This is a genomic window from Kaistella sp. (assembly GCF_041824135.1).
GTDB lineage: Bacteria > Bacteroidota > Bacteroidia > Flavobacteriales > Weeksellaceae > Kaistella.
Map to the genome: position 1 here is coordinate 12,553 of NZ_JBGZYM010000084.1, position 24,015 is coordinate 36,567.

Sequence of the window (24,015 nt, forward strand, 5' to 3'; positions counted from 1 at the left end):
AGGAAATTAATTAAGAACGAATTTGAGGAAATCTACGACTCTTTAAATTTATTGTTAAGTAAATGATTACAAGAGAGAAACATTCGACAGCTATTCTCACTTTTACAGGATATGGTTCTCCTTTTACTTTTATTTTAAATATATTTGAGGGAGGAAATGCGGAACCGTGTTTCCTATCAAAAATAAACTAGAAAACTCTAAGATCATGCAAACTGTGCTCGCTCATTCTTTATTTACCGACCATGATATTTACCTTTTTAAAGAAGGCAATCACTATAAATTGTATGAAAAGTTTGGGGCTCATTCTCTTGAAATCGATGGAGTAGAAGGGGTCTATTTTTCTGTTTGGGCACCATTTGCAAAAGAGGTTTCTGTGATTGGAGATTTTAACAAATGGCATTCTGAAACCCACAAATTATTACCACGTTGGGACGAATCTGGAATTTGGGAAGGATTTATCGCCGGCTTGAAATGGGGCGATGTTTACAAATATGGCATTCGCACCAACAAAGGAGTTTTACTCGAAAAAGGCGATCCTTTTGCCGTCAGCTGGGAACAGAATTTACAGGCGGGCTCTTTAGTCTCAACCACTTGGTTTGAATGGAATGATAAAAGTTGGATGTCTGACCGAGCCAATAAAAACTCACTGAAAGCACCCATGTCTGTTTACGAAATGCATCTCGGTTCCTGGATGCGCGGCACCGATGATCCCGAAAAGTACTTTACTTACAGAGAAATTGCAGAACGATTAGTTCCATATATTAAAGAAATGGGATTTACCCATGTTGAATTTATGCCAGTGATGGAATATCCGTATGATCCTAGTTGGGGTTATCAGGTGACTGGGTTTTTCGCCGCAACTTCTCGCTTTGGCTCACCACAGGATTTAATGTTTTTAATTAATGAATTGCATAATAACGATATTGGGGTTTTATTAGATTGGGTTCCGTCTCATTTTCCAGGCGATGCCAATGGACTGCATTTCTTTGATGGAACGTTTTTATATGAACACGAAGATCCACGAAAAGGTTTTCATCCTGACTGGAAATCCTATATTTTCAATTACGGAAGACCTGAAGTGAAATCGTTTTTAATAAGCAACGCGATGTTCTGGCTGGATCGCTATCATGCCGATGGATTGCGCGTTGACGCCGTAACTTCGATGCTGCATTTGGACTATTCCAGAAATGAAGGTGAATGGGAACCAAATATTTATGGCGGAAATGTGAATTTAGAAGCCAAGAAATTTCTGCAGGATTTTAATAAAGCAGTTTACAAAGAATTCCCGGATATCATTACTATTGCTGAGGAAAGTTCAGATTTTCCAATGCTGACCAAACCGGTTTACGATGGCGGAATCGGTTTCGGAATGAAATGGATGATGGGTTGGATGCACGACACTTTGAAATATTTTAAAGAAGAGCCCGACACCAGAAAATATCAGCATAACAAGTTGACTTTCGGATCTATGTACGTTTTTAATGAAAATTACATGATGCCACTTTCCCACGATGAAGTCGTTCACGGTAAAGCCAGTTTAATTTATAAAATGCCGGGAGATGAATGGCAGAAATTTGCAAATCTTCGGGCACTGTATCTTTATATGTTTACGCATCCAGGTGCTAAATTATTATTCATGGGAAATGAATTTGCACAAACCGGCGAATGGAATTTTACCCAAAGTCTCGACTGGCATTTACTTAAATATCCTGTTCATAAAGGAATGCAGGATTTTGTTAAAAAGTTAAATCATTTATACCGAAACGAAACCGCACTCTACGAAAATAATTTCTCACCCGACGGAATGGAATGGGTAGAAGCCAATGATGCCGATAATTCCATTTATATTTATTTAAGAAAAGGGAAAAAAGATGACGATGTTTTAATGGTTGTTTTAAATTTAACGCCAAGAGTTTTTGATTATAAAATCGGAGTAGATGAAGGAACGAATTGGGAAGTAATTCTAAATTCAGATGATGAAGAATTTGCAGGAAGTGGTGTACAGGCAGAAATTGTAGATGAAGAAGATGATGAGTGGATGTATCGAGCGAATGCGATTATCTTAAAATTACCACCACTTGCTGGAGTTATTTTAAGACAAAAGAAAACGAAGAAGAAAGTCATCCAAAAAATCGTTGTTAAAAAGGAAGCCTCGCCAAAAAAACCGGTTAAGAAAGTCGCAGCTTTAAAAGTAGAAGAAAAACCTAAAGCGGTGAAGAAAACATCAACATTGAAAAGTGATGAACAGAAAATAGCAGTTTCAAAGAAAATAGAAAAACCTTCTGTCAAAAAGAATAAAAAATAATAAAGTCCAACCTCAAATCTGAATTTTTATATGAAAATTTTTAACCTTTCGATCGAATGTTATCCCGTTGCAAAAGTCGGTGGACTTGCCGATGTCGTGGGAGCATTACCCAAATATTTAAATAAAATCGAGGGTGTAGAAGCCAGTGTCATTATGCCGTGGTACAATAAACCTTTCGTGCATGATCACAGTTTCGAACTGGTTTTTGATGGTTGGATTCATCAGCACAACGAGACTTTTCAGGTGACGGTAATGAAAGAACGCTCAAATGTTTTAGGATTCGATTTGTATTTGGTGAAAATCCCAGGACTTCTAGATCGCGATAATCCTTATGGTTATTGGGATGAGAGTCAGCAATTCTTAGCTTTTCAACATGGCGTTTTACATTGGTTAACGGCGATGCAGATTCGTCCTGATATTTTACATTGTCACGATTATCATACTGGTTTAGTTCCGTTCATGATTGAAAATTGTCCTGAGTTTAGTTTTCTGAAAGGCGTTAAAACCATTGGTACGATTCATAATGGTGAATATCAAGGCCAGATGAGATGGGAAATGGCGAATTATTTTCCTTGGTTCGATGGTGGAAAATGGGGTCTTCTCGATTGGAATGGCTACATCAATCCACTCACAACCATGATTAAATGTTGTCATGCGTTCAACGCTGTTTCTGGCGGTTACATGGATGAGCTTTTCGAAAACTTCCGTGGTTTAGAACATTTAGTCCGACAGGAACACGCTAAAGCAAACGGAATTATTAATGGAATAGATACTGAAATTTGGGACCCAGAAGTTGATCCTTTTTTGGCTTTTAATTTTGATAAAAAAAATGCCGACGCTGGAAAATGGGAAAACAAAAAAGAATTGTGCGAAGAGTATGGTTTAAATCCTGACTTACCACTTTTCAGTTTTATCGGAAGATTTGCCGGAGAAAAAGGTGCTGACTTTTTGCCCGAAATTGTTGAGAAAAGCATTCAGGAAACTTATGGCGCCTTGAATATTATTATTCTTGGTTCAGGCGATAAAAATATTGAAAATCAATTAGCAGGATTGTCGCAAGTCTATTCTAATTTCGCAGTTGATTTGGGTTACAAAGAATATTTGTCTCATAAGATTTATGCTTCATCCGACTTCCTTTTAATGCCTTCGCGTGTTGAACCATGCGGACTGAATCAAATGTACGCTATGCGCTACGGAACCGTTCCGATTGTACGGTATACAGGTGGTTTGCGAGATACTGTAGAAGATATTTCTACCGGTGGAAGTGGAATTAATTTTGGTGAGGCAAGTGCGAGTGCGGCGGTTCATGCCATGCATCGGGCTTTGCATATCTATCATCAAGAAGGTTTGATGAGTCGTTTGGTTCACTCCAATATGAGTTTTGATTTCTCCTGGGAACAGTCGGCACAGAAGTATCTGGATCTTTACAAAAGCTAGTTTTTTTAACATCAATACAGTGACGATCGTAAAGATAAATTCTTTTTCGAAAAGTCGGTCTATCGACCACGGAACCTTTTGATAGAAACTTTATAGTTTTCCTATTAAGTAAGTCTGCAAATTTATAAATTCGTAAGTTTGCGAGCTGAAAAAAAATATGGAGAAGAAAAATATGTTAAAAGGGGTGTTGTATGTTGCGCTGGGTGCAAGTATTTTCGGCATGTTGGCTACTTTTGTTAAGCTTTCATATCAAGATGGATACACTACTTCAGAAGTAACTACCGCACAATTTGTTTTAGGATTAACAGGTTTGTTGATCTTAAATTTAATACAAAGAAAAACCTCTAAACAACCACTTGCTCAACCAACTTCCAGAGAAATTAAAATGTTGATGTTGGCCGGAACTTCTTTAGGCTGTACGAGTTTATTCTATTATTTATGTGTGCAGTATATCAATGTGTCGATTGCGATCGTATTATTGATGCAGTCGGTTTGGTTCAGTGTTGTGGTCGAAAGTGTGATATCGAAAAAGTTTCCGAATGCTAAGAAAGTCGTGGCTACCATTATTGTTTTGATTGGAACTTTTTTCGCCACCAATATGATTAATTTAGATGTTAAATTAGATCTGCACGGAATCTTTTGGGGATTAATGGCAGCATCTTCTTTTAGCATCACGATGTTCACTTCAAACAAAATTGCAACTCACATTCCCGTATTGAAGAAAAGTTTGATTATGCTTTCTGGTGGAGCAGTCATCATATTTATTTTCCTTTTCTTCGCCCAAATTGGTCCTTTGCATTTTGATGTTTTAAAAGAATTTTATTTAAATTTTACCGATAATACGGCCCACATCAAACCGTTTAATTTTTCGATATTTTATACGTACGGTTTTATCCTGGCGCTATTCGGGACGATTATTCCACCGACTTTATTCAATCTTGGATTTCCGAAAACAGGTTTAGGATTGGGAAGTATTATCTCATCCATTGAACTTCCGGTTTCCGTAACTATGGCGTTTATTCTATTGGGTGAGCAGGTAATTTTAATTCAGTGGATGGGAATTATCTTAATACTTTTTGCAATCGTTTTGATGAATTTACCTTCAAAGAAAAAGGATTTACAGCCTGATTATATTAGAATAGAAAAGTAATTTGAAATTCAATTGACGAAATTACGATGGACGAAGATTCCTCGTTTTAAGTCATTTAGAAAAAAAATGTAAATTGGTTTTAATTAAATTTTAAATATTTACTTTAAAATAGACTCAGTACCTTTGCTGATGGCACTTTTATTGTAAACTACCTGCCGATTTAAAATTAACCATGTTCAAACTTTCTCCTCAAAAGCTCGTCAACCTAACCCTTTTGGTTTTGACCATTTCTATTGCAGTACAATGTGAAAAAGACAAAGTTCAGACTCAAGATGTTCCAACTAAAAAGAATGATTCTTTAGCGCTTGTTAAAAAAGATTCTCTAATTCAGGATTCTATTAAGAAAAACACCATTGTTTATCAACCTTTTATTTTTCCAAAAAACAAAAGAGATTCGGCGATGGCCGTTTTTAACGACCAGTTTTCAAAAGAGGAGCAAACTGTAATTTTATCCTTGAACCGTCTCGATTTAAAGAATAAATGGCGTGCAGATACTTTGATGATTCCAGATAAGATCGATGCAACATTAATGTCCTATTCTCCGTTCCCAAGAACTTTAGACCAATTAAAAGAAGTCAGCAAAATCGTTTTCTTCTCCTATCCCATTCAAGCCTATGCTTTGTATGAAAATGGTGCTTTAATTAAATGGGGACCGACCAGTATGGGACACAAAACGGCTCAGACCAAAAGAGGTCTAATGTTTACCAATTGGAAAAAAGAACTTGCGATTTCGACCGTAGACAGCGATTGGAAATTACCGTACAATTTTAATGTTCATAATACTTTAGGAATAGGTTGGCATCAATATGATTTACCAGGATATCCAGCTTCACACTCCTGTTTACGACTAACGATGGACGATGCGAAATTTTTGTACAAGTGGGCAGATCAGTGGATTTTAAATAAAGGTGGCGCCACAGTGAAAGCAAATGGAACTCCTGTAATTGTTTTTGGCGATTATCAATGGGGCGGAAAAAAACCTTGGAAAAATCTGAGTAACGATGCACAATCAAACAACATTTCTGTGGAAGAAATGAATGCTGTGATTAAACCTGATCTGGCTAAAATTCTGGAAGAGCAGGCAAAAAGAAATACAGTGGTATCGGCTCAAAATACCACTCAACCTTCGGCTTGATAGGTTTCAAATTTCCGGATTGATTCCTCCGCAAATTCGCGAAGCTGCTGCATCTGTTTTTTACCTTTCCATTTTCCGAAACGTGCGGCTGTAAAAGTGAGTGCCAGGCAAACCAGCATAATGATTGAGAAACTAAATGCCCAGGGAAAATCGTTGCTTTTAATCTGTTTTTCAACATACCAAATCGTGATCCCGAGCATCCACGAAATTCCAAAAATGAAATTCAGAAACATAAAGAAAGTCCAGACCGCAGCTGAGGGACCAAAAATTCCACGAATAACCGTTTTATTTTCTTCTGCGTCGATCTCCGTTCTTAATGCAAGATTAGGTTTCCAGTAATTATCCTCTGTAGTTTTTACTGTTATCAGAGAAGCTTCATTGTTGATGTTTCCGCTAAATTCTTGGTCCCGTTCTTTCAGAAAACTTTTTAAATAAACGGTGTATTCTTCCCGAGAGATATCGGTGAATATTTTAAATCGCGGTCTCGAGCGAATATGATCGATGGTGGTTTCTTCAATTTGCATTTTGGTAGGGAATAGGGTCTTGTAAGGTAATGATAAAGTTCAGAATCTGATCTTCACGCTCTACTTGTATGAATATTTTTTTACCGTCATCTTCTTTAAAATAATCATTTATTTTCTGCATGCTCATGTCACCAACGGTTTTTTTATCAATCGATATTAGCTGATCATTTTTACGAATGCCTGCAACATAACATGGCGAATCTTTCCGGCAACCTGCCACCGTGAATTTCGGTTTGAGCACAAAATTATATTGAAACTTCTCAGGTGATTCTGAAATTGGAGTTCCGTCAAGACTTCTAAGGGTTTTTTTAGTTTCAATAATCACCATATCTTTTTCCCAGGTCATCCCATCTTGCTGAATGTCGAGACCGCTGCTGTTGAATTGAAAAGGATCGTTATAATTTTGATTCTTTTTTAAGAATAACTTCTTATCAGGATAATTAAAGATGACTGTAAATCGACGCAAAATATCACTCCCAATCGATCCTTTCCGATTGGGAACAATTTTTAGATTTTGAATGGAATACTCATCAGGCATGGCAGTAAGCGGCTGTTTAAAACTAAATTTCCCCAAAGACAAACTGTGAATTCTACTTCTCTTTCCGAAAATATCTCCGTTAAAACCACGACCTAAATAATCCTCAATATTCGGGCGGTTGTATTCGAAGTCCTCAATCACTTTGGGGAACAACCAAACAGCATCACTATTTCCTAGATCGACCAGCATTTTGGACGGCACTTTTTTGTCGGTCATTTCCACCTCTGCCATGAGGTAGGGCTTATTTCCTTCAATGGTCATTGGGAATTCTGTAAATCTTTTTTGTCTTTTATTAACCGTTTTTTCATCATTGTAAACGGTAATTTTTTTTGTCGTAAAGTTGATTTCAATCGGGTGATTTTTGAAGAAATGATAACCAATAATTCCATTCACGGGAATGCCTACATGCGAAGAAAAATTAATGCTTTCATCTAAAATAATGAATAGCATATGTTGAGAATCTTTATAATCTTTCCCTATCGAGACAATATTTTTTTCAGATTTCAATCCTTCTATATCCATACTTTCACCGAGACCAGAGAATTTTATTTTTTCTACTTCATTAAAGTTAATTTCTTTATTATCTAAACTAAAGAGAATCGTTTCATTCACGCCCGAATCCAGTAAAAAAGTCAGATCAACTCCATTAATATTAAGTGGAATAAAAACCAGGTTATTGATTAATTTAAAAGGGATCACTGCTTTCTTAGGATGAGAAATTTCAAATCCGTTTTGCGAAAAAGATAAGCTATATAGGAAAAGAAAGAAAATCTTTAGAAATTTCATCTAATGAAGATACAAATTCCAACTGAAAGTGAACTTCTTTTTATTTGCTTTTTAAATGTTTTTAAGAATTAAAAAATCCTAAATTTGTTGGATGCTACACGAAGAAAAAAAAGAAAAATTCCGCCAACTGGTCGAGAATAAGTTCCAGATTTACAACTCTCTTTTCATGAGTTTGCCTTACGATAAAATGTCGAACATCGGCATGCTGCTCCCTTTTTTATATGAGGAAAGTAAAGTGGGTTATGAAGCGGGCAAAAGTCCCGAGGAAATTGTAGAATCTTTTTTTAGCAAACATACCGAACTGAAAACAGAAGAGCTGAAAACCGAATTGCTTTTTAAAATCATTCAGTATATCGAAAGGCAAGTAGTTTTATACGACAGTATTGAGGACGCTGCTTTCCCAAAGTTACATTCTGACAGCGATGCTGGGACCGTTCTTCAACTTCATGAGCGCGCGCTCCAGGAACATCAATTAGATGCGACCAGAAAAAAGCTGAAAGACTTTGCCATTAAAGTTGTTTTTACCGCCCATCCGACTCAGTTTTATCCCAATTCTGTTCAAAGGATCTTACACGATTTACGTACTGCAATTACCAATGACTCGATTACCGAAATTGATACTCTTTTGCAGCAGTTAGGTAAAACACCATTTCTTAATAAAGAAAAACCGTCACCATTAGACGAAGCGTTGAGCATTATTTTTTATCTTCGTTACGTTTATTATGATACCATTGGTGAATTGTATAAAAAAGTAAAAAACTCTTTCGAAACGCAAACTTTCACGCCTGCACAGGATTTAATTCAAATGGGATTTTGGCCTGGTGGAGACCGTGATGGAAATCCGTTTGTTACCGCTGAGATTACGCAACAGGTTGCTCAGGAACTACATCTATCTATTTTAAAATCTTACTATGCACATTTAAAAAAGATCCGAAGAAGATTGAGTTTCCGTGGAGTTTCTGAAATCTTAGATGGTTTAAGTGATGATTTGTACGAGGCTATTTTTAAAGAGGAAGTTGATATTTCTTCAGATGAAATTTTAACGAAAATAAAGCTTGCAGAAAAGATCCTTATCGACCAGCACAACGGACTTTTTAAAAATATTTTAGAAGATTTTAAAGATCGCGTTAAAATTTTCGGTACTCATTTCGCGACTTTGGATATCCGTCAAGACAGTCGGGTTCATCAGCAAATTATCGACGAAATTATCAGTAGACATTCGGATTTAAATATCGATATGGTTTCTGATCAGGAAAAATTAGATTGGTTGATAAACACTGATGTTATTCTGAATCCAAATGATTTTGAGGGAATTACAAGAGATACTTTACAAAACATTTGTAATGTAAAAGGAATCCAGCAAAAGAACGGAGAACGTGGCCTGCATCGCTATATTATTTCAAACTCAGAAGCAGTTAAAGAAGTGTTGAATGTTTTCACATTATTCAGACTTTGCGGTTATCGAGAAGAGGAAATCAATATCGATATTGTACCACTTTTTGAAACGATGGAAGGTTTAGACCGCGCACAAAAGGTGATGAAACAATTGTATGAAATGCCGGTTTATAACAAACATTTGGAAAGAAGAAAATCTGCCCAAACAATTATGCTTGGTTTTTCTGATGGAACAAAAGATGGCGGTTATCTGAAAGCGAACTGGGAAATATATGAAACCAAAGAACAGCTCACCAAGGTTTCTGACGAGTACGGAATTAAAGTTATTTTCTTTGACGGTCGCGGTGGACCGCCAGCAAGAGGTGGTGGTAAAACGCATGATTTCTACGCTTCACAAGGGAAAACGATCGCCAATCATCAGATTGAATTGACGGTTCAGGGACAAACAATCACAAGCGTCTTTGGAAATAAAGATCAGGCAAAATATAATTTCGAACAGTTGCTGACGGCTGGAATTGAAAATGACGTTTTTAAAAATGCTAAAAAAGATTTGACAGAAAAAGAAAGAAAGCTGATTGAAGAATTAGCTGAAATCAGCTATGAAAAGTATTCAGCTTTAAAAGCACATCCACGATTTGTTCCTTACTTACAGGAAATGAGTACGCTCGAATATTACGGAAAAACCAATATCGGCAGTCGGCCAACGAAACGTGGCGCAGGTGGCGAACTCAAATTTGAAGATTTACGTGCCATTCCGTTTGTAGGTTCCTGGAGTCAACTCAAGCAGAATGTTCCAGGATTCTTCGGGTTCGGATTTGCACTGCAAGAGTTGAAAAGTCAAGGTCGATTTGATGAGGTCAAAAGTTTGTACAAAGGTTCAGACTTCTTTAAAACATTGGTCTTAAATTCAATGATGAGCATGAATAAATCTTATTTCCCACTAACTTCTTACATGAAGAAAAATGAAAAATTCGGCGAATTTTGGATGATCCTTTTTGATGAATATCAGCTTTCAAAATCAATGATGCTCGAACTGACTGGATTCCAGGAGTTGATGGAAGAAGAACCGCTTTCAAGAATGTCAGTAAAGATTCGGGAAAAGATTGTATTGCCACTTTTGAGTATACAACAATACGCTTTAATTAAAATTCAAAAAGAAGAAGGCAATCGTTCGGCTTACGAAAAGCTCGTCATGCGATCACTCTTTGGAAATATTAATGCAAGTCGAAATTCGGCTTAAACCAAAAAAAAACCTTCGGAAAATGAAGGTCTTTTTTATAAGGTTTTATATTTTTAAATTTAACCATTAAGGTTTTGTTAAGGAGTTAAGAGGATTAAGATTTCCTACAGAAATAGAAATATCCAAATAATCTTTTGGTGATATAAAATCCTTACTCTTTAATCAATTTTTCGATGTATTGGTTTTTGTCGGTTTGTACTTTTACAAAATAAACTCCACTGGACCATCTTTCGATATTATTGATTTTCTCATTTTTTAGTGATTGAACTTTTCGACCTAAAGTATCATACAATTCTACAGAAATAATTTTCTCGTCTGTTTTAATGGTAAATGTTTTTGCGACAGGATTAGGATAAATCTGCAACATTGATTTTGTGCCGGGATTTGTCGTGGCTAAAGTTGTATTCCAGGCTTTGCCGAAATTCAAAATTCCATATCCTTTTTGTGGATCATTGGCTGGATAAAGAGATGCATTTTGACGCAACAAATTGCTGAGCTCATCTACAGGTTTTGTTGGAGAAGCCTGAATAAGACAGGCAACACCACCAGCGGCGAGTGGTGTGGCAAATGAAGTTCCACTGCTGCTTGTTACCGAATTATTATATCCCATATAGGTAGAACTTCCTCTCGTACTTCCATCAGGTTTGATGTGTCCAACCGCGTTAGGTCCAAAAGAAGAAAACGAAGAACTTGCTCCAGTTGAAGTCACCGCACCGACCGTAAATACTTTCGCATTGTCCGCTGGAGTAATGATGTAATGCCAGGCTTTTAAAGCTTCATTTCCGGCAGCTGCCAGAACGAAAATTCCTTTCTCAGTAGCAATCTGTGCAGTTCTCGCGATAAACGAAGAAGTTCCCGTCATATCAGCATACACCATATTGTATCTGGGATCATCATAATCGTAATAACCAAGAGAAGTAGTGATGACATCAACTCCTTTACGGTCTGCTTCTTCGGCAGCTTCGGTCCAGTAAAGCTGTTCTTCCGGGATTTCATTTTCTGCGTCTTCAGTGGCATATAGATAAAAATCGGCATCTGGCGCAGTTCCAACAAAACTGTTTTCAACGTAAGCGGCAATCGTACCCAAACAGTAGGAGCCGTGGTTATTTAATGAAGTGCTATAAATATCAGTGCTTTTATTGATGAAATTATAACCACCTTTTATTTGACCATTATTTCTGATTCTTGCGTAAACTGAACCGGTATTTACTCTTGGAAATCCAGTGTCGATTACTGCAATCGTAACTCCAGTTCCAGTAAAACCTGCAATATGCAGCGGACGAAGATTCACCTGATCGATTTGCGCTAAACCCGATCCGTAATTAAAAGTCGTTTTACCTAAAGTGTTATTGAACTCTTCAAATTTATTGACCTTTTTACCCGTGACTTTTCCACCATCAGGATGTTTGATAAATCGTTCTACCGAAAGAACATAGGGGTGCGTTTGAAGCTCTGCGATTTGGTCAGTAGTTGCATTCACCGCTACACCATTCATCCATTTTGAATAATCTTTGACCGTATAACCCAGGTTGGTGATGTTTTGAATGTAGCTTTGTTCGATTGGTGCATCTTGATCATTTAAGGTGATACCATATTTTGTCCGTCGATCCAAAGATTTTTGAGTTAATTCAGAAAGTGGATTTGCATAAAATGCTGCTTTATTCGGCTTGTCTTTAAAGAAGACAAAAACAAGTTCCGTTTGTGCATTGGTGAGCGCAAACAGAAAAAGAATAAATAGGGATAGATTTTTTCTCATTTTTAAATTATTAAAGTATAACAAAAATAAACAATTTGTCTAAAATTGATATTATTTTGATTTGTTTATTTTCAATTTAATAAAGAAATAATTAATCTAAATATATTTTAATAATTTAAATTCCTTATATAAAGGAATAAAATGACTCTTTTTAATTATACTTAAAGTGTATTGATCAAAACTTTATTCCCTATTTAATATTCTTTAAATTGATAAGAGTTCGACTCAACTTAAAATAAACATTACGCTCTTTTAATTTTTTAAAAAACTTAATTTTAGTAAATTTGAGGAAATATTTGGTTTATGAAATCGCTATTATCAAATGCTGTCAAAAACAGAGGTGAGAATGGGTGATTGCGTACGATCAATAAAATCCAATAAAATTTTCATATGAAAAAGATTCAGATGGTTGACCTTCAAAGTCAATATTATAAAATAAAACCTGATGTTGATAATGCAGTGCTGAATGTGATGAACACGGCCGCCTTTATCAACGGTCCTGAAGTCAAATTTTTTCAGTCCGAATTAGAAACTTACCTTGATGTAAAACATGTAATTCCTTGTGCAAATGGAACGGATGCTTTGCAAATTGCACTCATGGCTCTGAATTTACAGGAAGGTGATGAGGTGATCACCGCTGATTTCACTTTTGCAGCGACGGTAGAAGTAATTCATTTATTAAAATTGAAAGCAGTTTTAGTCGACGTAGATTACGACACTTTCACCATGGATACTGAGAAATTGAAAGCGGCCATTACCTCGAAAACGAAAGCGATCATTCCGGTTCATCTTTTTGGACAATGTTCCAACATGGAAGAAATTTTAAGTATTGCCTACGAACATAACATTCACGTTATTGAAGATAATGCGCAAGCAATTGGCTCAGAATTTACTTTTTCAGACGGAACCGTGAAGAAATCCGGAACGATGGGAATTTTGGGAACTACATCATTTTTTCCTTCTAAAAATTTAGGATGTTATGGTGATGGTGGTGCGATTTTCACCAATGATGATGAACTTGCTCATAAAATTCGAGGAATTGTGAATCACGGAATGTACGAAAGATATTACCACGATGAAGTAGGCGTGAATTCCCGTTTAGACAGTATTCAGGCGACGGTTTTAAGAAAAAAACTGACTTTATTAGATACTTATAATGAAGCGCGAAGAAAAGCAGCTGATTATTATGATGAAGCATTTGCCGATAGTGCAGAAATTCTAACTCCGAAAAGAGCAGATTATTCTTCGCACGTTTTTCATCAATATACTTTGAGAATTCTCGGCGGAAAAAGAAATGATTTGCAGAAATTCTTAACCGATAAGGAAGTTCCCGCGATGATCTATTATCCTGTTGCTCTAAGAAAACAAAAAGCTTATTTCCAGGATAGTAATGATGCTGATTTTGTAAATACCGACAAACTTTTAGAACAAGTTATTTCATTGCCAATGCATACCGAATTAGATGATGAGCAATTGAAATATATTTCGGACGCGGTTTTGGAGTTTATGAATAAGTAATTTTGAATCTACTTTGTCAAAGTTAAGAACTTTGACAAAGTTTAAAAATGAAAATAAGAGAAGACATCTTGGAAACCGATTATCTCTATCATATTTTTAATAGAGGAGTAAACTCCAATTTGATCTTCTTCAATAAGGAAAATATGTCATTCTTTTTGAAAAAAACGGAACGATATGTTTTACCTTTTTTCGAAATTTAAGGATATTGTTTAATGCCAAATCATTTTCATTTTATTTTGAGACCTAAATCCAATATTTTAATAAGTTCAAAAGTTAATACTTCTATCAAAGGTCTGCATTGTGAGGAATCTGTTTACAGCAAGTCATTAGCTAGATTATTCAGCAGTTATACACAGGCATTTAATAAAGTTTATAGTAGAAGCGGTCCTTTATTGGAGTCGCCTTTTAAGAGAATTAGAATTGGTTCTGAAGAATATCTGAGAAATTTGATTATTTATATTCATCAAAATCCTAAAGATTTTCAGAACTACAAATTTTCATCTTATAAAGCAGTTATTTCTAACGTTGAAACTTCGATTTCGAGGAATGAGATTCTTGCATTATTTGATGATAAAGAAAATTTTATAAGTTGTCATCAAAAGAAGATTGATAGGAGCCAATTTGAAATTTAAAATCTAAAAAACTTTGTCAAAGTCTTAAACTTTGACAAAGTACAAATAAAAAAATATGACAATACTCGTTACCGGCGGTCTCGGTTACATCGGTTCCCACACGGTGGTAGAACTTTTAAAAAATAATTTTCAAGTCATCATTGTTGATGATATGTCGAATTCGGAAAAATTTATCCTCGATAATATTGAAAAAGTGGCCGGAAAAAGACCCGTTTTCTTTCCTTTTGATTTGAGAAGAAAAGAATTACTTTCTCAGGTTTTCGATGCCTATGAAATCGATGGCTGTATTAATTTCGCTGCTTTTAAAGCAGTAGGAGAGAGCCAGGAAAAACCGTTGGATTATTATGAAAATAATTTATTTTCTCTGATCAATATACTTCAGGAATTTAAAAATAGAAATATTTCAAATTTTATTTTTAGTTCTTCCTGTACGGTTTACGGTCAGGCTGATCAACAGCCGATTGATGAAAATACGCCGCTGAAAATGCCAGAATCTTCTTATGGAAAAACCAAGCAAATGGGCGAGGAGATCCTAAAAGATTTCGCCACAGCGTATCAAAAGAAAGTTTCTTTACTTCGGTATTTTAATCCAATCGGATCACATCCAACAGCTTTGTTAGGAGAATTACCAATTGGCATACCTAACAATTTGGTGCCTTTTGTAACTCAAACGGCAGCCGGAATTAGGGAAAAACTTTCGATCTTCGGAAATGACTATGAGACTGAAGATGGAACCGCTGTTCGTGATTATATCTATGTCGTAGACTTAGCAAAAGCGCATGTTAAAGCCTTGCAGAAATTGATGGCGGAAACGTCAGATACCGTAATTGATATTTATAATTTGGGAACAGGAAAAGGTTCATCAGTTTTAGAAGTGGTTGAAGCTTTCGAAACAGCGAACGATGTAAAAGTCCCTTATCAAATCTGTGACCGGCGTGATGGCGATATAACCGTCGCTTATGCCAATGCTGACAAAGCCGAAAGAGAACTCGGTTGGAAAGCCGACACTCCTTTGGAAGAAGCTTTGCGCACGACCTGGGAATGGCAGAAATATCTGGAAACCAGAAAGTAAAATTTTAATGAAGACAAAAAAATCCTGAAAATTAATTTTCAGGATTTTTTACTTTTCTAAAGTCTAAGATTATTACATTGGTGGACCTTGGTCGTCTCCACCTGCATCATTCGCATTAATGTCTTTTTTACGTTTCGGTGCATCTATTTTCTCACCTTGTTTAAATCGGTAAGTTAAAGATACATTGAAACTTCTTGGGCTCCAACGCATGTAAGAATCTCTCTCATAACCTGGACCGAAACTGGTGCTGTTTCTACCTCTCGTTCCCAGAATATCCTGGATGTTAAACGCGATGGTTCCATTGTTATTCCAAATCGTTTTGTTGGCACCGAAATTTAAAACATACATGTCCTTACTTTCACTGGAGGCCGTTTTTTGACCGCCTCTGTAGAAACCTTGAACTTGCATGCTCAATGTTTTATCAATTTTAAAACTGTTGGTTAATCTTAATCTTGTAGAAAAACCTTCGCCATCAAAAGAGAGTGGTTCAACCATTCTGTTGGGGTCAAAGTAAGAGCCTTCTGATTTGTAACCAAAAAGATCTGCACTTGCCATAATTTTATACCAAGGGAAAAGATCTGCAGTTAAGTTTAAATCTAAACCATAACTCGTTTCATTTCCGACGTTATAAGGACTTGTCACCAAAACATCTGATCCAATCGCCTGACTCAACAATACAAACTTCACATCGTCGGTTGTTTTTCTATAGTACAAAGTTGGATTAATAGTGAATTTTTTCTTCTGAATAGCATATCCTAATTCAAATGAATCGATGTAAGATGGATCTAAATCTTCATTACCACGGAATAAATTCTGACGGTTTGCCAAAGAAGTTGGGTAAGGAATCAAGAACCAAGAACGAGGTCTGTTGATCCTTCTGGAATAATTCAATAATAATTGATTATTAGAACTTCCTAAATCATAACTCAAAAATACACTTGGAAAAAAGCCGGTATATTCTTTCTTTTTGTTAGAAGTATTTCCGCTTAAACTCAGATATTCAACATTGATCTGTGAATTTTCAGCTCTTAAACCTAATTGGTAACCTAGCTTGTCAAATTTACTTTTAAATTGAGCATAAGCAGCATTGATGGTTTCATCATAAACCGTATTTCCACTGTAAGCATCTACGATTCCGTAATTTGCACTCACATCAGTTTCGCGATTTAGAAAATCGTAATCATTGGTATTGTTATCAATTCGATAACCTGCTTCAATTTTTGATTTCTCACCGATGGGCAATTCATAATCGATTTTACCGATGATTGATTTGTTAATGGTGCTGTTATCTCCTAAAGTTCCGTATCTAAAATAGGACTGATCGTACTCTCTGGAATCTTCTGTTGATTCGTTATTGCTTTTTTGTAAACTTAATGATAATGCGATGTTGTGTCCTGCATCATTAAATTTATGATCTAATCCAACATCACCTTGCAAAGAAAGATTGGTACTGGTTCCTAAAGCTGCCGTTTGCGAATTGGTAGTTAAAATTCTCGAAGCATCATAATTATTGTTATCAACTCTATTATTGCTCTCACTCGAAAAATTTCTAACCATTCCCGATAAGTTGATCGAAGTTTTCTCGGTTAAATCAACTGCAAAACCTGCAGTTGCATTATAGAAATTACTTTCGCTTTTATTACGTGAATTTTGTTCGAAATATCTTGTTGTTGCTCCAGAAGTAGTATCAAAGAATCGAGTGTCACTATCGCTTTTTCCTTCACCTTCACGGTAACCGCCGCCACCATTTAAAAACCACGTCCAGCTTCCTTTTTTCCAGCTAAGATTCGTGTTTAAATTGGTGCTTGGTAAATATCCTAAACTTCCGGTAACGCTTCCGTTGAAGCCCATTCCTTTCGATTTCTTTAAAATAATATTTAAGATCCCTGCCGTTCCGCTGGCTTCAAACTTTGAAGATGGATTGGTAATGACTTCAATTCTCTCAATTTGATCTGCTGGAATAGATTGTAATCCATTGGCGCCGCTGTCGATGCCCAACATAGAAGAGGGTTTTCCGTTAATTAAAAACTTTACGTTGGAGTTCCCACGCATAGACACCGTACCATCGGTTTCTACAGAAACGGAAGGAACGTTTGCTAAAACATCCTGCAGATTTCCACCTTTACTGATAAGATCGGTAGAAGGATCGTAAACCTTTTTGTCTAATTCTACACGGTAAGGTTTTACAGCATTTGCCGTAATCACTACACCTTCGATATCTTTGGTTCTGCCATTTGTTGCAGAGCTTTCCGATCCTACCGTGAAATTTCCAAGACTTCCACCCGCTGAAATTTGTTTATTTAAAGTCGATTTCTTAAAGTCGATCGCGTCAATAGTAATATCGTAATTTCCCGGAGTCAGAGCCAATTGGTAATTCCCTTTATCATCCGTTAATGTGGCATCACTGAAAAGTTTATTTGCTTTGTTGCTGAATGTTACCGAAGCATAAGGAACAGCATTGTTTTGCTGATCAACAATTTTTCCGCTTACATTCATTTTCTGCTGGGCAAACGCTAAACTCGCAGCACCCAGAACGAAGGCAAGTCCTAAAGTCCTTTTTTTAATAATTGATGAAATCTCAATTTTGTTCGTCATAATTTTAGTTTAAGCTATACTGATTGCTTTTTTTAACAAAAGTTAAATTAAATGTTTATTTAATATTTTTAATTTTAAAAGATCCCAAATTCTGCATTCAGGATGTTTTCAAGTTTCTTATTTGATGTTTTTAGAATTCAGCCAATCCTGATATTTCTTCGCATTCACTGCATGTTCGGCCGCGCTTGCGGTAAACTTATGAAAGCCAAATCGTGCAGGATCTGCACACATATAAATGAAATCGTTTGATTGTGCATTTAAAACTGCATCCACAGAATTTTTGTCAACCATACAAATTGGTCCAGGTGGAATTCCGGAGGAATAGTAAGTATTATAAGGTGATGGCTCTCGCAGGTGTTTGAAGAAAACCCGTTTGATCGGATCGCCTTGAAAATTATTCGCTTTGCTTACTGCATAGATCACCGTTGGATCACTTTGCAGTTTCATTCCTTTGCGGTGACGGTTTAAATACAAGCCAGCTACCGTTTTCATTTCATCTGGTTTTCCTCCCGTTTCTTTATAAACTAAGGAAGCCAAAGCGTAAACCTGATCACGACTTAATCCCAGACTTTGCTCTTTCGCTTTTCTTTCGGCATTCCAGAATCCATTGTAATCGTCTTCGAATTTCTTAAAGAATTCTTGTGGCGTTACCGTCCAGAAAAAATTATAAGTGTCAATAAAGAAATATTTTTTTAAATCTTCTGCATTGTTCAATCCTTTGGTAGTTGCAATTTTATTTAAATCGGTGGCGAATCTTATTGAATCAAGTTCGGTCTTTAAAGCGACTTTCCCAACCATTTGGTAAACGGTGAAGAAATCGCCAATTCTAAAAGTGTTTTCAGTTTGGTTACCGGCTTTGATCATGTTAACTAAATCGGTATTGTTCGTTCCGGATTTAATTCGGTATCGACCAGCACTGAAAAATTTATCCATGTTTTTGCTCTTCGCAACTTCGGAAAACTGTTCCTTGTTTTTAACGTAAGGCGAAATAGAATCTAAAATAGAATTGAAATCAGCAGAATGTGGAATCAAAACATAACCTTCTTTTGCTACGTTATTTCCGTAAAATTTCTGATAATATTGATATCCGAAAAAACTTCCGATGGCAAAAAGTAGAAACACAATTACTGCGATAATTCCTTTACTTTTATTCATATTCTAAGTACCGATTTATAAATTGATTTTACCTTTAAAAACTTGTTTTGCAGGACCTTCTAACCAGATGTTTTTGAAAGTTTCTCCCTCTTGATCTGCATACACTTTCAACTTACCGCCCAAGACATTTACGTTTACTGAAGGTTGATTTTTATCTTTAAGAAAAACCAAAGCCGCGGCTGTTGCTCCTGTTCCACAACTGAAAGTTTCATCTTCAACGCCTCTTTCATACGTTCTGATGAAGATTTCATTTTCAGAAATTTCTTCGACAAAATTCACATTGATTCCTTCCTGACAATAAGACGCAGAATTTCTGATTTTGTTACCGTTTTCGAAAACTTTATATTGATCTACGTTTTCTACAAAGGTTACGTAGTGCGGAGAACCGGTATTTAATTCAAAATCGGCATCAACATTTTTAATGGAATCCACGTCGATCATCTTCAGTTTAATAATTCCATTATGAATTTCGGCTTCGTGTAAACCGTCGATTGCCGTAAAGGTTGTTTGGTCTTCGAAGACGTCGAGAAAATGAGCAAACGCCACAAGACATCTACCGCCGTTGCCGCACATGGTGCTTTCGTTTCCGTCGGAATTATAATAAACCATTTTGAAATCAGCCGTGGGATCATTTTCCAATAAAATCAATCCATCGCCACCGATACCGAAGCGACGGTCGCAAAGTGATTCAATGATTTTTTTGTCTTTTGGAAACTGAAGATCACGATTATCAATGATGACGAAATCGTTTCCTGTTCCTTGATACTTGAAAAAGTCGATGGTATTTTGCATAAAATAAAAGGTTTTTATCCTCATAATTTTGGGACTGCAAAGATACTTAAATCTTTATGATACGTTAAACTCACTAATAGTTTGTATCATTTGCTGTGATGGAGTTGATGGCTTTTTTCCATTAAAAATAAATTTTGATTTCTCATTTTAATTTAGGTGAAAAAATAGCTATCGGTCAGACTTTCTTTAATGAATGATTATTGAGGAATTAGTTTGAATTTTCCTTCCTTCGAAATCTGGTAAGCAGTTACTGTTTTGGTCGGTTCATCGGTCATGTAATTCCAGTCTTCAACTATTATTCTGTTTTGATCGATAGAACTCGTTTTTCTAAATGCAGATTCAGCGATCTCATCATAAGCGATATCTAACTGATCGATAATTTGATCATTTTTGCCAATAATGATTAGCGTGGTAAAGAGTTCGTGTTCTCCTTGATAGTAAGAAATTACAACTGACTGAAATCTTTCTGAAAAATCGAGTTGGTATCTCAATCTGCTATTTTCTACTTCAGGTTGATCTTTTTTAAATGCAATTTTCTTAAAAAATATATCATTTTTAATTCCTTGTTGGTGATTATAATTATCAAAATTGGTGGAATCTGCCATCGGTAAACTTTTGTATGATACATCTGGAAACTGATTATTAATCGTGTTAAGAATATTTTTCTCTTTAACAACCGTTACGGTATCCTTTAAGATTTTCGTTTCCTTGGAAGAAGATTGGTTTTTTGAAGATTTTTCGTAACAACCTGTGGTCGCGAAAATAACTGCTAATATTAAAATAGGAATTTTCATATCGTGAAGTGTTTGATTTTTAGAAGCAATTTCGTGTTAAATTGCATCATCAGAATGTTGAAGTCGATGTCCTTTCTTCCATTCTAAATAACCGATAACTGCCATCGCCGTAAATACAAAGTATTGAATTGAGGTAATTCCCAAACCTTTGTAAATCATCATTGGGACACAAATGATATCGCCCACAATCCAGAAGATCCAGTTTTCAATTTTGCGTTTTGCCATAAGCCACATTCCAACGAGGAAAATTGCCGTCACAAAAACATCTAACCAGTTCGCCCAATCCAGATGATACAATCCAAGTTGCACATTTTCCATGGAGAAATGGTTGTCGATAAAAGGTTTGTAATAATAGACAAGAGTTACAAGGAATATACTGATGAAAAATAATAATCCAGAGAAGATCCATTCTTTTCTTGTCGCCCAAGAAACCTCAACATGGATATTGTCTTCAGAACTTTTCGACCAAAGAAACCAACCGTAAATACTCATCACCGTATAATAGAAATTGATCATCATGTCACCAAGCAGTCCGAATTTATAAAGAATATAAACGTAGAGCACGGTTGAAACGATTCCTGTCGGATAAACCCAGATATTTTTTTTAATGGAAAAGAAAACACTTAACAAACCAAATATTGTAGCAATCACTTCTAAAACGATTTGATAGGTTTCATAGGTTGCGTAAGGTTTGAGGAAAAGATCGTAGAAATTCATGTTTACAAAGATAAGAATTTCGATGAAAAAATAGATGTGTGACTTCGGTCACAGATGGTGTTGAAAACCATTCTTATCTTTGAATCAAATTAAAGGTCATGAAATCACCATTTCCAAATTTGGTAAATAAATTCTACTAAAAATGAGCGATACCATTTGACCTTAAAAAAATAAATATCTACAAATGAAAAAAGTTTTGTTATTAGTAGGCGTTGCCATATTGTTTATGCAATGTGGAAATAAAGTGATGAAGCCAGAAGTTTCGAACAAAGTAATCGCACCAGAAAAATCAGAAATCAGTTCTGATTCACTTCACAGTTACGCTACAGCAACCAAGAAACTTTTGATGAAAAATGTAGGCGAACAAATGCAGAAAGGCGGACCGGAATCGGCTTTAGAATTTTGTAATATAGAGGCAATGCCTTTAACAAAATCGATGTCCGATAAACATGGTTTGACTATTTCCAGAGTTTCTGATAAAAGGCGCAATCCTAAAAATGGTGCTAATGCAGAAGAGTTGCAATTGATTGAACAATATAAAAAGCAATTGTTAGCAGGTGAACTTTTAAAACCAATTCGCACCGAAACTCATTATTATGAACCATTGGTTACAAATGTAATGTGTTTACAATGTCACGGCGAACCCGGAAAAAATATCCAACCAAAAGTAGCCGCGAAAATTGCAGAATTATATCCAAATGATTTAGCCTTAGGTTACAAAGAAAACGAGGTCCGTGGACTGATCAGTATTAAAACTAAATAGTTTATTTCCATATTTTTATTTGTTAAGATAGACCGTCGCATTTCTGTGGCGGTTTATTTTTTGTCATCCACACTTTGTCACGCTGGAAAAGTCTCCACAATAAGCCAGACGCGGATTCCTCCGGAATGACAAGAACGGATATAATAATCGTTATCCACGCAGTTGTCACGCTGGAAGCGTCTCCAAATCAAGAAAGACAGAGATTCCTCCGGAATGACAAAAGTAGGATACAATAATCTAGACCACACACTTTGTCACGCTGGAAGCGTCTCTCAGTAAAGATTTCTCTTAAATAATAAAAAGAGGAGATAAAAATGGTGTCGATAAATACTTGCCACTTCCCCGTAATGCATTAATTTAGTAGAAAACATAACCTATGATCGAATTTACAGAAGGGATTTATGATTTTTACGTTTATATTTTAACCAATAAAAACAAGACCGTTTTATATACCGGTGTAACAAATGATATAAGACGAAGGTTAAAGGAGCATCGAGAAAAAAAAAATCCAAAAAGTTTTACTGCTCGTTACAATGTCGAATTTTTAATTTACTACGAACATTTTGGTTGGATTCAACTTGCCATTGCAAGGGACAAAGAAATCAAAGATCTGCGAAGAGAATTAAAATTGGATTTGATCAGAAATTTTAATCCTGAACTTCAGTTTTTGAATTGGCATTTTGAGATTCCTCCGGAATGACAAAGGTGGAATATAATAATTCCAATTCATAAAGTTTGTCACGCTGAAAGCGTCTCCACAATAGGCTAGACACAGATTCATCCGGAATGAAAAATGACCGCTGCAAAACCACAATGTTTGTCACGCTGGAAGCGTCTCTTTCTCTAAGTAAAAGATTCCTCCGGAATGACAAAGACGGGAAATAATAATTCTTGTACATAAAGTTTGTCACGCCGGAAGCGTCTTCACAATTAGCCAGACACAGATTCCTCCGGAATAACAAAAGTGGAATACAGTACTTCTAATCCATAGAGCTTGTCACGCTGGAAGCGTCTCCACATAAAACAAGACAGAGATTCCTCAGGAATGACAAAATCCCTACAAATTAAATTGCAGGGATTTATCATTTTCAAATTCTCGGTTAAACCCCACAAGAACCCCCTTCATTCGTATAGCCCAATTTTCCTAAAATCTTATCCAGTAAACACCAGTTCGTCAGTGAAGATTGCAGTAAATTAATTCCTACAAATCCAGTCAACCACAACCAATTTTGGCTGACGTAAATGGATAAAAGGATACTTGCCAAAATCATGGTTCCTGCAAATGCGTGTATTATTCTAGTTTTCATATTATTTATTTTGATAGTTATTTTTAATTAAAATTGCTGCTCCAAAGCGACTAAAGCGATATGGACTTTCGAAAGCGTTTCCTGTTCTGCATTAAATTCCTCAATCTTTTTTAGGATCAAAGGTGTGTTTTCTTTCGGTACAAAAACCGTGAACAATAAAGAATCGGTTTCGGTGAAGGAAGAGGCAAACCAATTGGCTGAGAGATTCGTATTGCTGCAGTTTTTATAACCATTTACCGAATTATAGGTAAAGGATTTTGCACCCGATTTTACCAAGATATTTTTGACTTCGCTTTCAAATTCCTTGATCGCTGTGATGAGTAATAGTTTCATAAGAAGTTATTTATTTTGATAATTATTTGTCATTGACTTCGCCGAATCTTCGATTTCCGAAGGAATCTCAA

21 protein-coding genes are annotated in these 24,015 nt (G+C 35.9%); 11 read left to right on the top strand and 10 right to left on the bottom strand.

Translation table 11 applies throughout. The features are described from left to right. The first annotated feature begins 205 nt into the window (after positions 1 to 205). The 4 genes from glgB to ACEYOS_RS09985 all read left to right on the top strand — a co-directional run bounded on the left by glgB (position 206) and on the right by ACEYOS_RS09985 (position 6,027). Positions 206 to 2,305, top strand: coding sequence for a 1,4-alpha-glucan branching protein GlgB (gene glgB / locus ACEYOS_RS09970; RefSeq protein WP_373709987.1), 2,100 nt, complete (start codon positions 206 to 208; stop codon positions 2,303 to 2,305). A gap of 30 nt (positions 2,306 to 2,335) precedes the next feature. After that, positions 2,336 to 3,742 (top strand): glycogen synthase, encoded by a 1,407-nt coding sequence (locus ACEYOS_RS09975; RefSeq protein WP_373709988.1) that lies wholly within the window; start codon positions 2,336 to 2,338, stop codon positions 3,740 to 3,742. A gap of 157 nt (positions 3,743 to 3,899) precedes the next feature. Then, positions 3,900 to 4,892 (top strand): DMT family transporter, encoded by a 993-nt coding sequence (locus tag ACEYOS_RS09980; RefSeq protein WP_373739207.1) that lies wholly within the window; start codon positions 3,900 to 3,902, stop codon positions 4,890 to 4,892. 172 nt (positions 4,893 to 5,064) lie between these two features. Next, entirely contained in the window at positions 5,065 to 6,027 is a 963-nt protein-coding gene (locus ACEYOS_RS09985) for a L,D-transpeptidase (protein ID WP_373709990.1), read from the top strand. Here ACEYOS_RS09985 and ACEYOS_RS09990 read toward each other — a convergent pair. Then, positions 6,012 to 6,551 carry a hypothetical protein gene (locus tag ACEYOS_RS09990; protein WP_373709991.1) on the bottom strand — a complete coding sequence of 180 codons (540 nt, stop codon included), beginning with the start codon at positions 6,549 to 6,551 and terminating at the stop codon, positions 6,012 to 6,014. The genes ACEYOS_RS09985 and ACEYOS_RS09990 overlap by 16 nt on opposite strands. Next, on the bottom strand, positions 6,541 to 7,875 hold the full coding sequence (locus ACEYOS_RS09995; RefSeq protein ID WP_373709992.1) for a PDZ domain-containing protein: 1,335 nt from the start codon (positions 7,873 to 7,875) through the stop codon (positions 6,541 to 6,543). Before ACEYOS_RS09995 ends, ACEYOS_RS09990 begins: the two co-directional genes overlap by 11 nt. A gap of 91 nt (positions 7,876 to 7,966) precedes the next feature. Here ACEYOS_RS09995 and ACEYOS_RS10000 point away from each other — a divergent pair, with 91 nt between their 5' ends. After that, complete coding sequence (locus tag ACEYOS_RS10000) at positions 7,967 to 10,510, top strand: phosphoenolpyruvate carboxylase (protein ID WP_373709993.1); 2,544 nt, start codon at positions 7,967 to 7,969, stop codon at positions 10,508 to 10,510. A gap of 151 nt (positions 10,511 to 10,661) precedes the next feature. Here the strand turns inward: ACEYOS_RS10000 and ACEYOS_RS10005 are convergent, their stop codons facing one another. Next, the gene (locus ACEYOS_RS10005; protein ID WP_373747918.1) at positions 10,662 to 12,266 is read right to left on the bottom strand and encodes a S8/S53 family peptidase; all 1,605 of its coding nucleotides are present in this window, start codon (positions 12,264 to 12,266) and stop codon (positions 10,662 to 10,664) included. A gap of 390 nt (positions 12,267 to 12,656) precedes the next feature. On the opposite strand from ACEYOS_RS10005, the gene ACEYOS_RS10010 reads away from it, so the two are divergent. The 4 genes from ACEYOS_RS10010 to galE are packed head-to-tail and all read left to right on the top strand — an operon-like array spanning position 12,657 to position 15,488. After that, positions 12,657 to 13,784 (top strand): DegT/DnrJ/EryC1/StrS family aminotransferase, encoded by a 1,128-nt coding sequence (locus tag ACEYOS_RS10010; protein WP_373748042.1) that lies wholly within the window; start codon positions 12,657 to 12,659, stop codon positions 13,782 to 13,784. Between the two features lie 47 nt (positions 13,785 to 13,831). After that, positions 13,832 to 13,984, top strand: coding sequence for a hypothetical protein (locus ACEYOS_RS10015; protein WP_373784551.1), 153 nt, complete (start codon positions 13,832 to 13,834; stop codon positions 13,982 to 13,984). A 12-nt stretch (positions 13,985 to 13,996) separates the two neighbouring features. After that, positions 13,997 to 14,416 (top strand): transposase, encoded by a 420-nt coding sequence (locus tag ACEYOS_RS10020; RefSeq protein ID WP_373781457.1) that lies wholly within the window; start codon positions 13,997 to 13,999, stop codon positions 14,414 to 14,416. Positions 14,417 to 14,471: 55 nt separating this feature from the next. Beyond that, complete coding sequence (galE, locus tag ACEYOS_RS10025; protein WP_373709997.1) at positions 14,472 to 15,488, top strand: UDP-glucose 4-epimerase GalE; 1,017 nt, start codon at positions 14,472 to 14,474, stop codon at positions 15,486 to 15,488. 72 nt (positions 15,489 to 15,560) lie between these two features. On the opposite strand, the gene ACEYOS_RS10030 is transcribed toward galE, so the two are convergent. The 5 genes from ACEYOS_RS10030 to pnuC all read right to left on the bottom strand — a co-directional run bounded on the left by ACEYOS_RS10030 (position 15,561) and on the right by pnuC (position 21,541). Beyond that, a complete protein-coding gene (locus ACEYOS_RS10030; RefSeq protein ID WP_373709998.1) occupies positions 15,561 to 18,083 on the bottom strand; it encodes a TonB-dependent receptor domain-containing protein in 2,523 nt (840 codons plus the stop codon). Between the two features lie 117 nt (positions 18,084 to 18,200). Beyond that, a complete protein-coding gene (gene mltG, locus ACEYOS_RS10035; RefSeq protein ID WP_373739022.1) occupies positions 18,201 to 19,238 on the bottom strand; it encodes an endolytic transglycosylase MltG in 1,038 nt (345 codons plus the stop codon). Positions 19,239 to 19,253: 15 nt separating this feature from the next. Next, on the bottom strand, positions 19,254 to 20,030 hold the full coding sequence (dapF, locus tag ACEYOS_RS10040) for a diaminopimelate epimerase (RefSeq protein ID WP_373710000.1): 777 nt from the start codon (positions 20,028 to 20,030) through the stop codon (positions 19,254 to 19,256). Positions 20,031 to 20,227: 197 nt separating this feature from the next. After that, the gene (locus tag ACEYOS_RS10045; RefSeq protein ID WP_373710001.1) at positions 20,228 to 20,824 is read right to left on the bottom strand and encodes a hypothetical protein; all 597 of its coding nucleotides are present in this window, start codon (positions 20,822 to 20,824) and stop codon (positions 20,228 to 20,230) included. A gap of 36 nt (positions 20,825 to 20,860) precedes the next feature. Beyond that, a complete protein-coding gene (pnuC, locus tag ACEYOS_RS10050; RefSeq protein ID WP_373710002.1) occupies positions 20,861 to 21,541 on the bottom strand; it encodes a nicotinamide riboside transporter PnuC in 681 nt (226 codons plus the stop codon). A 184-nt stretch (positions 21,542 to 21,725) separates the two neighbouring features. Between pnuC and ACEYOS_RS10055 the strand changes: the two genes are divergently transcribed. Then, positions 21,726 to 22,304 carry a DUF3365 domain-containing protein gene (locus tag ACEYOS_RS10055; protein ID WP_373710003.1) on the top strand — a complete coding sequence of 193 codons (579 nt, stop codon included), beginning with the start codon at positions 21,726 to 21,728 and terminating at the stop codon, positions 22,302 to 22,304. Between the two features lie 376 nt (positions 22,305 to 22,680). Beyond that, positions 22,681 to 23,004: a GIY-YIG nuclease family protein gene (locus ACEYOS_RS10060; protein ID WP_373710004.1), complete on the top strand. Its 324-nt coding sequence runs from the start codon at positions 22,681 to 22,683 to the stop codon at positions 23,002 to 23,004. Between the two features lie 400 nt (positions 23,005 to 23,404). Here ACEYOS_RS10060 and ACEYOS_RS10065 read toward each other — a convergent pair whose 3' ends face one another. Beyond that, positions 23,405 to 23,611 carry a DUF2892 domain-containing protein gene (locus ACEYOS_RS10065; RefSeq protein ID WP_373710005.1) on the bottom strand — a complete coding sequence of 69 codons (207 nt, stop codon included), beginning with the start codon at positions 23,609 to 23,611 and terminating at the stop codon, positions 23,405 to 23,407. 27 nt (positions 23,612 to 23,638) lie between these two features. Next, positions 23,639 to 23,944, bottom strand: a complete 306-nt coding sequence (locus ACEYOS_RS10070; protein ID WP_373710006.1) for a hypothetical protein — start codon at positions 23,942 to 23,944, stop codon at positions 23,639 to 23,641. Positions 23,945 to 24,015 lie beyond the last annotated feature (71 nt).